The organism is Tabrizicola sp., from assembly GCF_036781545.1.
Lineage (GTDB): Bacteria > Pseudomonadota > Alphaproteobacteria > Rhodobacterales > Rhodobacteraceae > Tabrizicola.
The window spans coordinates 1-11727 of sequence record NZ_DAIQAT010000110.1 but is presented as its reverse complement, the minus strand read 5'-3'; the positions used below and the strand labels follow the sequence as shown (position 1 = coordinate 11727).

The following is an 11727-nucleotide window of genomic DNA, read 5'->3' as shown; positions in this document are numbered from 1 at the left end:
AGGAAGAGGCCAGCTGACGCGAAAGGCAACGGGGCCGGTCAGGCCGGCCCCGCCTGCGCTGCGGTCAGCGGCTTTCCCGGCGCGGGGCGAAGCTGCCGCCTTGCGGTTTGCCCTGACCCTGACGCTGGCCACCGGGTTTGCCCTGACCGCCGGGACGCCCCTGGCCGGCGGGCTTGCCCGATCCGCCCGACCGCTGACCTTGCGGTTTTGCCGTCAGCTTCTGGCCCTGCCGCCCGCCATTGCCGGGCCGCTGGCCCCGGTTCTGCCCCGGCTTCGGCGCCGCCGCGACCACATCCGCCGCCCAGGGGGCACCGCCCACCACCGGCAGCGGGGCCTTCAGCAGTTTCTCGACCGCCTGCAACTCGCCCATTTCCGCCGGTGCGCAGAAGCTGATCGAGGACCCGTCCGCCCCCGCCCGCGCGGTGCGGCCGATACGGTGGACATAGTTCTCCGGCACGTTCGGCATGTCGAAGTTGTAGACATGGCGCACCGTCGGGATGTCGATCCCGCGCGCGGCCACATCGGTCGCCACCAGCACGTCCAGCGCGCCGCTCCGGAATTCGGTCAGCGTCCGGTCGCGCTGATTCTGGCTCTTGTTGCCGTGGATCGATCCCACCTTGAAGCCCCAGGCCGCCAGGAGCTTCGCCAGCTTCTCCGACCCGTGCTTGGTGCGCCCGAAGACCAGCGCCTGCTCGCCCGGATGCTTCCTCAGATATTCCTCCAGCAGCTTCGCCTTGTCGCCGTTCGGAATGTAGTGGACGCCCTGGGTGATCCGCTCGACCGGCTTGCCGGGCGGTGCGACCTGCACCTTGATCGGATCGCGCAGGTAGGTGTCGGCGATCTCGCCGATGTCCTTCGGCATCGTCGCGCTGAAAAGCAAAGTCTGCCGCTTCAGGGGGATGTGCTTGGCGATCTTCCGCAGGGAATGGATGAAGCCCATGTCCAGCATGTGGTCGGCTTCGTCGAGGACGAGGTAGCCGCATTTCTCAAGGCTCACGTCGCCGCGTTCCAGAAGGTCGATCAACCGGCCCGGCGTCGCCACCAGCACATCGGTGCCCTTCGACAGCGCCTGCGCCTGCTTGAACAGCGAAGCGCCGCCGACGACCATCGTCACCTTGACGGCGGTGCCCTTGGTGAAGACCTCGAAGTTGTCCTTGATCTGGCCGATCAGCTCGCGCGTCGGCGCCAGGATCAGCGCGCGCACGTTCTTCGGCCCCGGCGGGTGGCCGATGTCCAGCAGACGGTGCAACAGCGGCAGCCCGAAGGCCGCGGTCTTGCCGGTGCCGGTCTGCGCCAGGCCCATCAGGTCACGGCCTTGCATGATATGGGGAATCGCCTGCGCCTGGATCGGCGTGGGCGTCTTCAGCGTGGTCTTTTCCAGCGCTTTCAGGATTTTCGGCGACAGGCCGAGTTCGGCAAAAGTGGTCATGAGTAGTCCCAACATTCAGAGGGCCTGCGACCCTCGCCCCGGGCGAATGCCCGTGACCGTGCCGCAAGCGGCGCCCCTGCGTGACGGTGGGAACCTTTGTCCGGGCCTTTCGGTGCTCACGCGGCACGGGCATCGGACCGGGGGGACATGGTGGTTCTTGCGGCAGAAGTCAAGCCAAAGCGGTTGCAACTGCAGGCTGGACCTTGTTTCCGCCGAAGGGTATGACTTCCGGCGCCCGAGTATCATTTCTTGCGCCAGATCCGGCCGGGGGCCAGCTATCGACCCGCGACAGACGTAGTCCTTTCCGATCAACAACTTTCCTGGGTATTTCCGTCATGCCGAAGTTCCACCGAATTGCTGCGTTCTGCGTCATGCTCGGCGCCGTCGCCTGGATCGCGACCGGAGAGTTCTCGGCCGTCGGCAGCGCGCAGACCGAAACGGGCAAGGAGCCCCCGGCGACCGGGACGACCGCCGCCGAGCCCGCCCCGCTGGTCCGCACCGTCGCCGCGGTGGAGCCGGTCTTCATCGACCATGCCCGCGCCATCCGGCTGTCGGGCATCACCGAGGCCGACAAGCGCGTGGAGCTTGCCGCACGGGCCGAGGGGGTGATCGCCTCGCTGGCGCTGTCGAAGGGCGGGATGGTCGAGGCGGGGTCCGTGGTGATGGTGCTGGAAGGCCCGGAAACCGTGGCGCAGGAAGAGATCGCCCAGATCGCGCTGGCGCAGAAGGAGCATGATCTCGAGGTGGCGCAACGGCTTTTCAAGGCGGGCAGCACGTCCGAGTCGAACCTGACCAACGCGCGTTCCGCCCGCGATGCCGCCCAGGCCGAGCTGAACCGGGCCAAGGCCGCCGCCGACCGGCTGCGCCTGAAGGCCCCCTTCGCCGGGATCGTCGACAGTGTCGCGGTAGAGCTTGGCGAATGGGTGCAGACCGGCACCCCCGTCGCCACCATCCTGTCGCTCGACCCGATTCTGGTGAAGGCCGAGGTGAGCGAGGTCGATCTTTCCTCCGTCGCCATCGGCTCCACCGCCAAGGTCCGGCTGGTGAACGGCACCGAGATGGAGGGCACCGTCCGCCTGGTGGCGCACGAGGCCTCGGCCCAGACCCGCACCTTCCCGGTGGAAATCGCGCTGCCGAACCCCGACCTGACGCTCCCTTCCGGCATGACCGCCGAAGTCTCGCTTCTCGCCAAGCCCACCCGCGCCGTTGTGGTGCCGCGCTCGATCATCACCCTGGCCGAGGACGGCCAGCTCGGCCTTCGTGTCGTGGGTCCGGACAACATCGCCCGGTTCGCCGCCGTGCGCATCATCGACGACATGCCCGAGGGCCTGGTCGTCACCGGCGTGCCCGAGGGCGTGCGGATCATCACCGCCGGGCAGGATCTGGTGAGCAACGGCGAGAAGGTCGACGTCGCCCCCGGGGTCGGCCAATGAGACTGGTCGAAACCGCCATTGCCAATGCAAGGCTGACGATCTCGGTTCTTCTCTTCCTGATGCTGGCCGGGACCATGGCCTATGTCTCGATCCCCAAGGAGGCCGAGCCCGACATCCAGATTCCGATCCTCTATGTCAGCATGCATTACGATGGCATCTCGCCCGAGGACAGCGAGCGCCTGCTGCTGCGTCCGATGGAAACCGCGATCAAGTCGATCACGGGTATCAAGAAGATGACCTCGACCGCCTATCAGAACGGCGGCAACGTGCTGATCGAATTCCAGGCCGGGGCCGACCTGAAGAAGGCGCTGGACGATGTGCGGAACAAGGTCGATACCGCCCGCCCCGAGCTTCCCGCCGGCGCCGACGAGCCCACGGTGAACGAGGTCAACCTGTCGGAATTCCCGATCCTGGTGATCACGCTCTCCGGCGACGTGCCCGAGCGGGTGCTGGCGAAGGCCGGACGCGAGTTGCGCGACCGGATTGAGGAACTGCCCCCGGTCCTGAACGCTGACCTGCAGGGCGTGCGCGACGACCTGGTTGAGGTGGTGATCGACCCCGGGAAGCTCGCGACCTACGGGCTGCGCCCAGACATGCTGATCGCGGGCTTCGCCGCCGGGAACCAGCTGGTCGCCGCCGGGGCGCTGCAGGGCGCCGAGGGGCGCTATGCGATCAAGGTCCCCTCGCTTCTGGAAACCATCGAGGATGTTGCGAACCTTCCCGTCGTCTCCACCGGCACCGCCACCGTCCGCGTGCGCGACATCGCCGACATCCGGCCCACGCTGAAGGAGCCGGAGACCGTCACCCGGCTGAACGGCGCCCCCGCCATCGCCATCGAGGTCTCCAAACGCACCGGCGCCAACCTGATCGAGACGGTCGACCAGGTGAAGGTCGTGACCGAGGCCTATCGCAAGCTTCTTCCCGAGGGCACCGAGATCAGCTTCAGCCAGGACAAGTCGAAGGACATCCGCCAGCTGCTCTTCGACCTGCAGAATTCCGTGCTGACCGCGGTGATCCTGGTCTTCATCGTCATCCTCTACGCGCTGTCCGTCCGCGCCTCGCTGCTGATCGGCCTCGCGATCCCGGCCTCGTTCCTGATGGGAATGCTGTCGCTGTCGCTGATGGGCTATACCGTCAACATCGTCGTCCTCTTCTCGCTCATCCTCGCCGTGGGGATGCTGGTCGACGATGCGATCATCGTCACCGAATTCGCCGAACGACGCATGTCCGAGGGGATGGAGAAGCGCGAGGCCTTCGCCATGGCCTCGCACCGGATGACCGGGCCGGTCGTCGCCGCGACCATGACCCGCGTCGCCGCCTTCTCTCCGCTCTTGTTCTGGCCCGGCATCGTCGGCGAGTTCATGAAATACCTGCCGATCACCCTGATCGTCACGCTCTCCGCCTCGCTGGTCTATGCGCTGATCTTCGTGCCGACGCTGGGCGCGATCATCGCCAAGCCGTTCAAACACCCGCCCGAACACAAGGACGGCGCCTATATGTGGCTGGTCGGCAAGGCGGTGCGGCATCCGGTGATCATGCTGTTCCTCGCGCTCGGCCTTCTGGGCGCGGTGCCCTATGCATACATCCACTACGGCAAGGGGGTGATCTTCTTCCCCGACGTCGAACCCGAATTCGGCCTCCTCTACGTCAAGGCGCGCGGCAACCTCTCCATCGCGGAAAAGGATGCGCTGGTGGCCCAAGCCGAAAAGCGCATCCTCGGCTGGCCGGGGGTCGAGACGGTCTATACCCGCACCGGATCTGGCGGTGGGCAGGGCAACGAGGTCGATGCCGATGTGATCGGAACCATCCAGTACGAATTTATCGACTGGCGCGAAAGGAAGAACGCCAATGCCATCCTCGCCGACTTGCGGCAGGCTATGGTCGGCATCCCGGGGGTGGATATCCAGGTCTCGGTGCCGCAGGCCGGGCCGCCCACCGGCAAGGCGATCCAGATCCAGCTGTCCTCCGACGACCCGACCCATCTGAACGAGGTGGCGCAACAGGTGGCCGCGAAGCTTTCCACGATCCCGGACGTGATCGACATATCCAACGGCCTGCCGCCGCCCGGCGTCGACTGGGAACTGCAGGTCGACCGCGCCGCCGCCTCGCGCTATGGCATCGCGCCCTCGACCGTGGGCGGCATGGTGCAGCTGGTGACGAGCGGGCTGAAACTGTCGGACTACCGCCCCTCCGGAGCCGATGACGCGGTGGATATCGTCCTGCGCCTGCCCGCCGAGCAGCGCACCATCTCGGCCCTGGACCAGCTGCGCATCCAGACGGCGGAGGGGTCGGTGCCGATCTCCAACTTCGTCACCCGGACCGCCGCGCCCACCACCGGCAACCTGACCCGGATCGACAGCGCGCGCACCGTCACCGTCCAGGCCGGAATCCGCGAAGGCGTGCAGGCCGATGCGATCTACGCCCGGATCACCAAGGAAATGGATGCAGCGGGTCTGGACAAGGTCGGAATCCGCTGGAAGCTGGCGGGCGAGGATGAAGAGCAGGCCGAAGCCGGGGCCTTCCTGTCCAAGGCCTTCGCCGCGGCGATCTTCCTGATCTTCATCGTGCTGCTGGCCCAGTTCAACAACTTCACCTCGGTCTGGCTGGTGCTGTCGGCCGTGATCATGTCGACCATCGGCGTGCTGCTGGGGCTGATGATCATGGGCCAGCCCTTCACCATGGTGATGACCGGGATCGGCATCATCGCGCTGGCGGGGGTGGTGGTGAACAACAACATCGTGCTGATCGACACCTACGATTCGCTCCGCCGCGAAGGAAGGCCGAAGATCGAGGCGATCCTGCAGACCTGCCGCGAACGCGCCCGCCCCGTGGTCCTGACCGCGATGACGGCGATCCTCGGCGTGCTGCCCATCGCCTTTGGCCTGAACATGGAGATCCTGAACCACGAGGTCACGATCGGCGCGCCCTCGACCCAATGGTGGATCGCGCTGTCCTCGGCCATCGTCTACGGGCTGGCCTTTGCGACGGTGCTGACGCTGATCATCATCCCCTCGATGCTGATGCTGGTGACGCGGGCCGACAACCCGAAGCCCTGGTTCTGGCAGCGCCAGAAGCGGCGGGAATGGTATGCGAAGTTCCGCCCCGAAAAGCTGCGGGGCCGGGCAAAGCCGCAACCGGCAGGGTGATCCCGGGGGCCGGGTTCACCCGCCTCCTCACACCGATCATCACGCCTCACACCTGTCATCTCCGCGAAAGCGGGGACCCATGCCGAGGCGGCGACCGGTCCTTCCGGGTGTGTCATCCCCGCGAAAGCGGGGACCCATCTTCAAGCTTCGTCGCATGGTTCCCCGCTTGCGCGACAGGCGTCCCCGATTCGCCCACATGGTTAACCCGGTCAGACCCCGCCGCGCGTATGGATGGATGCCATACCAGAACCAGACGGCGTCCATACCGTCTTCCTGTCCCAACAGCACAAGCTTAAACCAGCGTTCCCAGGCACTTGCCCGGAAATGCCTCGCCGGCAGGCAGCAGCGGACCGAAACAGGATTCACCTGTCCTTAACCCCGCCGCGCGGCGGGTTGCTGTCGTCTTCGGATCAGGGGGCTTGGAAATGAAAAGGGGCGGTCAGAACCGCCCCGCTTTCAGTCTCTCTTTGGTGGAGCCAGGGAGGATCGAACTCCCGACCTCTTGAATGCCATTCAAGCGCTCTCCCATCTGAGCTATGACCCCACCGGAGAGAAGCACCGCGCCGTTGCCGCCGCGATGCGGGGTATCTAGGACAGCTCGCCGGGGGGTGCAAGGGGGAAAATCACCCCTGTCCTCCGGCGCTTGCCCTCAGACTTCCTCCTCGTCGCCTGGCACGTCGGCCAGGTCGTCGAGCGAGACGTTGTCGTCGGCGTCGTCTTCCAGAAGATCGTCGTCCATCTCGCCTTCGTCGGCGGCCGCGCCTTCCAGCAGCGCGTCTTCGTTCTCCAGATCCTCGACCAGAACGTCGTCATCCTTGTCGGGAACGGCGCGCGAGATAACCGAGGCGGCCATCTTGCGACGGACGGATTCGATGTCCACGATCTCACCCGTATAGGGGCTGACGATCGGGGATTTGTTCAGGTCGTAGAAGCGCTTGCCGGTCGTCGGGCATATGCGCTTCGTGCCCCATTCTGCTTTGGGCATGGTGATCCCTTCGGGTGGTGGAAGCCGGGAAAGCTGCCGCTTGCCACAGGTGCAGGCGACTGTCAAAGCCTTTTGTGTGCTGCGGGAAATGGCTATGGTCGCCGAAGCTTTCAAGGGGTTTCCATGGCCGTCCTGCCCGGCTCTCCACCCGTCGAGGTACATCTCAAACGCTCGTCCCGTGCCCGGCGCTTCTCGCTCAGGGTCTCGCGGCTGGACGGCAAGGTGACGCTGTCGATGCCCCTTCGCGCGCGGGAGGGCGAGGCGCTGGCCTTTCTGAAGGGCAACGAGGGTTGGCTGCGGCAGACCCTGTCGGCGATGCCCGCCTCGGCATTGAAGCCAGTCGGTTTCGGGGTGGCGATCCCGGTCGAGGGGCGGGACCTGGCCGTCACCCCCGCGACCGGTCGCGGCGTGCGGGTCGAGGGCAAGCGGCTCCTGGTGCCGGGCGATCCGGCGACGGTCGGTCCCCGGGTCGCGGCTTGGCTGAAGGTGCTGGCCCGTGACCGGCTCGCCACCGCCTCCACCCGCTATGCCGGGTTGGTGGGCCGGAGCTACACCTCGCTCGCGATCCGCGACACCCGGTCCCGCTGGGGCTCCTGCTCTCCCGACGGACGGCTGATGTATTCCTGGCGCCTGATCCTCGCCCCGCCGCAGATCCTTGATTACGTTGCCGCGCATGAGGTCGCGCATCTGGTCGAGCTGAACCACTCCCCGGCCTATTGGCGGGTGGTCACCGGCATCTGCCCGGACTGGAAGCGGCACCGGGACTGGCTGAAAGCAAACGGCTCAACCCTGCACGGCTTTCGCTTTCAGGATTGACCCCTGCGGGGCCGGGGTGTTTCCCTTTCCGCATGCTGACCCCGCGCCCTCCCGACCCCAACGCCGCCGCGCATGAGCGGCTTTACCGGGCGCTGCGCCAGCAGGTGATGCATGGCGAGATGGACCCCGGCCAGTCACTGACCCTGCGGGGTCTGGGCAAGCAGTTCGGCGTGTCGATGACCCCCGCGCGCGAGGCGGTGCGGCGGCTGGTGGCGGAAGGGGCGCTGACGCTGTCTTCCTCGGGCCGGATTTCCACGCCGGAACTGACCCCGGAGCGGATCGAGGAACTGGCGGCGATCCGGGCGCTTCTGGAACCGGAGATGGCCGCCCGTGCCCTCCCCCGCGCCCACTTTGCCCTTATCGAGCGGCTGACGGCGATCAACCTGATGAACGGCGAGGCTGCGGTCCGGGGGGATGCCGTCACCTATGTCCGCACCAACCTGGAGTTCCACCGGACGCTTTACCTTCGCGCCCAGACCCCGGCGATGCTGGCGATGTGCGAGACGGTCTGGCTGCAGCTGGGGCCGACGATGCGGGCGGTCTATGCGCGGGTAAAGCGGAGGGAGCCGCCGACCCACCACCGGATGATCCTGGCGGCGCTGAAAGCGGGAGACGAGCCGGGGCTGCGGCTGGCGGTCAGGACCGACGTGACCCAGGGGCTGCGGCACCTGACGGGGTAGGTGCCCACGCGTGGGCAGGGTTCCGGGCGCAGGGAAATCAAGGGGTTGGGCGTGGGCATTCACCGTCCGTTAAGGACTTGCAGCATGGTTCCCTGCACCGGGATCGTCCTGGGTTGAACGGAAAGGCAAGCATGACGGCTCAGATTCGCCCGCAAAGTCACGACGCCATCTTCTCTTCGCGCATTTCAGACATGATCCGCTGAAACTGCAGTTGCGAGACCTTGAAGGCGGAGATCAGGCCGTTCAGGAACCTCTGCTCTGCCTTCTCAAGCTTGTTGTCGGCTGCAAGCACAAGCAACACGGCTTTCACGATACTCTCGCGGCCATCCGCATCAAGACCATTGGCAAACCTTTCGAAATCCTTCGGCATCAGCTTTTTCTCGGCCATCGCGGCAATCTGCTCGACCCGCGAATGCGAAACATCGGTGCCTGTCATCTTCCTGGTGATTTCCGCGATGAGGCCGATCTCTTGCGCTGCGATCCGGCCATCGCTTTTCGCGGCATGGCAGAGCACGTTGAGCAGTACCTGCGTCCGCTGCGGCAGATCGCTCATCTGGGCGGCAAGTCCATTGCGGCGCGACCGGCGCTTGACTGCAGCGACCATGACGGCAGCAAGCACGAGCCCCCAGAGGATTTTCGGCACACGCTGGCCGAGACTGATCGAGGGTTCGTCCGGGAGATCCGCGGGGAGAAGGCCCACCGCCTTGGCGGCTGCAAGGCCACCCTCCTTGAAGTGGTAGAAGCTGTCGGTATCACAGCGGTTCTCCGCCAGGACGTACCCCTCGGACTGATAGTAGATGGGAATGAACAGCACATGGTACTTCTTCACCAGGTGGCACAGGGCCAAATTCTCCTGGCCTTCACCCTGCGGTCCGTAATCCGCAACATATTCAAGATGTTCCGCATATCCGCCGCCACCCTTGGCCGCCGCTGGAGTCGGAAGAAGGGAAAGCGCTGCGGCAACGGCTGCAACCAGGAAAGAGACAGGTTTCATCACGGGGTCCCGACAAACTTCACACCCTCAAGTCCAATTGAAATTTTGTCGCGGTTCGGGCGATTTTGTGAATGCTCGCTCAACCGTGGGGCGATGCCGGGGTGCCGTGCATGTAGGGTGCATTTCTGCACAATCATCCCCCGAATTTGCGTCTTTGCGTGCGGACTGCACAGCCCCATCTTCTGATCAACGCAATCAGGAGACACGCCATGTCCATCCGTCCCGTTCTTGAAACCCGCCGCGCCACACCCGCTATCGAAGGCGCAGGCGTCCATCTGCACCGTGCTTTCGGGTTCCAGGACCCGACCGAGGCCGATCCGTTCCTGCTGTTCGACGATTTCCGCGGCGACCATCCGCGCGACTATTCGGCGGGGTTTCCGTGGCACCCGCACCGGGGGATCGAGACGATCACCTATGTGCTGGCGGGGACGGTGGAGCATGGCGACAGCCTTGGCAACACGGGCATTCTCGGCCCGGGGTCGCTGCAGCTGATGACGGCGGGGCGCGGCATCCTGCATCAGGAGATGCCGAAGGGCGACGATCAGGGCCGGATGCATGGCTTCCAGCTGTGGGGCAACCTGCCGAAGGCGCTGAAGATGACCGCGCCGCGCTATCAGGACATGCCCGCCGAGGCGCTGCCCGAGCGGCATGAGGATGACGGCACCTCGATCCGGGTGGTGATCGGCGACTGGCGCGGGGTGAAAAGCCCGGTGGAGGGGATCGCGGCCGATCCGCAGTATCTGGATGTCTTCGTGCCTGCGGGCAAGCGGAAGGTCTTCAAGGTGGACACCCGGCGCCGGGCCTTCGCCTATGTCTTCGAGGGATCGGCGAGCTTCCGCGATGCCGCCCGGCCCGAGGGTGTGCTGCTCGAGAAGGAAGTACAGGGGCAGGAGGTCAACATCCGCGACCTTTCCGGCAACCGCACGCTGGTCCGCTTCGGGGCGGGCGACGAGGTGGTGGTGACGGCAGGGCCGGACGGGGTGCGCTTCCTGCTGGTTTCCGGCGCGCCGATCGAGGAGCCGGTGGCCTGGGCCGGGCCGATCGTGATGAACAGCGAGGCAGAGCTGCGGCAGGCGTTCACCGAGTTGCGGAACGGGACTTTCATCCGCCCGGCGCATTGAGGGACCGCTCGTCGTCGCGCTTCGCGCGCTCCTCGCTGGGGTCGGACCCTGGCGAGGAGGGACGAAGTCCCCGACGAGCTGTCATCCGGCGAAAGGATCGGCGGGATAGCTCACCCCCACCAGATACAGCCCCTGCGGCGGCGAGACCGGGCCGCAGGCGGCGCGGTCCCTCGCCTCCAGCGCGGTGCGCACGCCTTCGGGCGCCCAAGCCCCAGCACCCACCCGCTCCAGCGTGCCGACGATGGAGCGGACCTGGTTGTGCAGGAAGCTGCGCGCCGCCAGGTCGAAGCGGTATTCCACCCCGCCGGGATAGGGGTGTTCGTCGATCTCGATCCGGTTCAGCGTCTTCACCGGGCTCTTCGCCTGGCAGAGGGTGGATCGGAAAGTGGTGAAGTCGTGGCTCCCGATCAGCATCGCCGCGCCTTCGCGCATCGCCCCGATGTCCAGCCGGTTCAGCACCTGCCAGACCAGCCCCCGGTCGTGGGTCACGGGCGCGCGCCGGGCGACGAGGCGGAACCTGTAGCGCCGGCCCGTCGCCGAAAAGCGGGCATGGAAGTCATGCGGGACGCGGGCGCAGGCGACGATCGCCACCGGGTCGGGACGCAGGTGGGCGTTGAGGGCGGAGGCGAGCTTGAACGGGTCCCAGTCGCGGGTCAGGTCGGCATGGGCCACCTGCGCCGTGGCATGGACGCCTGAATCGGTGCGACCCGCCGCGGCGATGGTATGGGGACCCGGCTCCAGCTTGCCGAGGGCGCGTTCCACCGCCCCTTGCACCGAAGGCAGCCCCTGCGCCTGCCGCTGCCAGCCCGCAAACGGGCCGCCGTGGTACTCGATCTGAAGCGCATAGCGGGGCATGGGGTCTGACTATACCGGATGGGGCGGCTTGTGAATGCGGGTTGGCGCTGGTTAACCGATGCCGAACGCCCACGGCCAAGGCATTGAAATCATTGTGTCGGAAAACCTGCCCGCGCGCGGGCAGCCAGAGAAGGGCCGACCGGGACAGTCCCCCTACCAATCCCGGTGCTCCGCCCCTATCTTGGACCGGCAAGGCAGAAGGGGCGGCAAGGGTGTTCTCCGGGCTGACGGACGGAATTTCCCGGGGAATCGAAAGCGCGGGGGCGGG

General features: G+C 66.3%; 9 protein-coding genes and 1 tRNA gene. 5 read left to right on the top strand and 5 right to left on the bottom strand.

Translation table 11 applies throughout. The features are described 5' to 3' along the window. Window positions 1-64: 64 nt before the first annotated feature. Window positions 65-1429: a DEAD/DEAH box helicase gene (locus tag V7Q39_RS14795; protein ID WP_333817374.1), complete on the bottom strand. Its 1365-nt coding sequence runs from the start codon at window positions 1427-1429 to the stop codon at window positions 65-67. Between the two features lie 371 nt (window positions 1430-1800). On the opposite strand from V7Q39_RS14795, the gene V7Q39_RS14790 reads away from it, so the two are divergent. Continuing rightward, window positions 1801-2862 (top strand): efflux RND transporter periplasmic adaptor subunit, encoded by a 1062-nt coding sequence (locus tag V7Q39_RS14790; RefSeq protein ID WP_333817372.1) that lies wholly within the window; start codon window positions 1801-1803, stop codon window positions 2860-2862. Next, window positions 2859-6008 (top strand): efflux RND transporter permease subunit, encoded by a 3150-nt coding sequence (locus V7Q39_RS14785; protein ID WP_333817371.1) that lies wholly within the window; start codon window positions 2859-2861, stop codon window positions 6006-6008. Before V7Q39_RS14790 ends, V7Q39_RS14785 begins: the two co-directional genes overlap by 4 nt. Window positions 6009-6476: 468 nt before the next feature. Here V7Q39_RS14785 and V7Q39_RS14780 read toward each other — a convergent pair. Together V7Q39_RS14780 and V7Q39_RS14775 are read right to left on the bottom strand one after the other, a co-directional pair. Next, a tRNA-Ala gene (locus V7Q39_RS14780) sits at window positions 6477-6552 on the bottom strand. A 105-nt stretch (window positions 6553-6657) separates the two neighbouring features. Continuing rightward, window positions 6658-6993: a TIGR02300 family protein gene (locus tag V7Q39_RS14775; protein ID WP_333817370.1), complete on the bottom strand. Its 336-nt coding sequence runs from the start codon at window positions 6991-6993 to the stop codon at window positions 6658-6660. A gap of 123 nt (window positions 6994-7116) precedes the next feature. On the opposite strand from V7Q39_RS14775, the gene V7Q39_RS14770 reads away from it, so the two are divergent. After that, window positions 7117-7809, top strand: a complete 693-nt coding sequence (locus V7Q39_RS14770; protein WP_333817369.1) for a M48 family metallopeptidase — start codon at window positions 7117-7119, stop codon at window positions 7807-7809. Window positions 7810-7841: 32 nt separating this feature from the next. Continuing rightward, on the top strand, window positions 7842-8489 hold the full coding sequence (locus V7Q39_RS14765; protein ID WP_333817368.1) for a GntR family transcriptional regulator: 648 nt from the start codon (window positions 7842-7844) through the stop codon (window positions 8487-8489). Window positions 8490-8646: 157 nt separating this feature from the next. Here V7Q39_RS14765 and V7Q39_RS14760 read toward each other — a convergent pair whose 3' ends face one another. After that, on the bottom strand, window positions 8647-9483 hold the full coding sequence (locus tag V7Q39_RS14760; protein ID WP_333817367.1) for a tellurite resistance TerB family protein: 837 nt from the start codon (window positions 9481-9483) through the stop codon (window positions 8647-8649). Window positions 9484-9692: 209 nt separating this feature from the next. Between V7Q39_RS14760 and V7Q39_RS14755 the strand changes: the two genes are divergently transcribed. Beyond that, window positions 9693-10604, top strand: a complete 912-nt coding sequence (locus V7Q39_RS14755; RefSeq protein ID WP_333817366.1) for a pirin family protein — start codon at window positions 9693-9695, stop codon at window positions 10602-10604. A gap of 81 nt (window positions 10605-10685) precedes the next feature. On the opposite strand, the gene truA is transcribed toward V7Q39_RS14755, so the two are convergent. Continuing rightward, on the bottom strand, window positions 10686-11459 hold the full coding sequence (gene truA, locus V7Q39_RS14750; RefSeq protein ID WP_333817365.1) for a tRNA pseudouridine(38-40) synthase TruA: 774 nt from the start codon (window positions 11457-11459) through the stop codon (window positions 10686-10688). Window positions 11460-11727 lie beyond the last annotated feature (268 nt).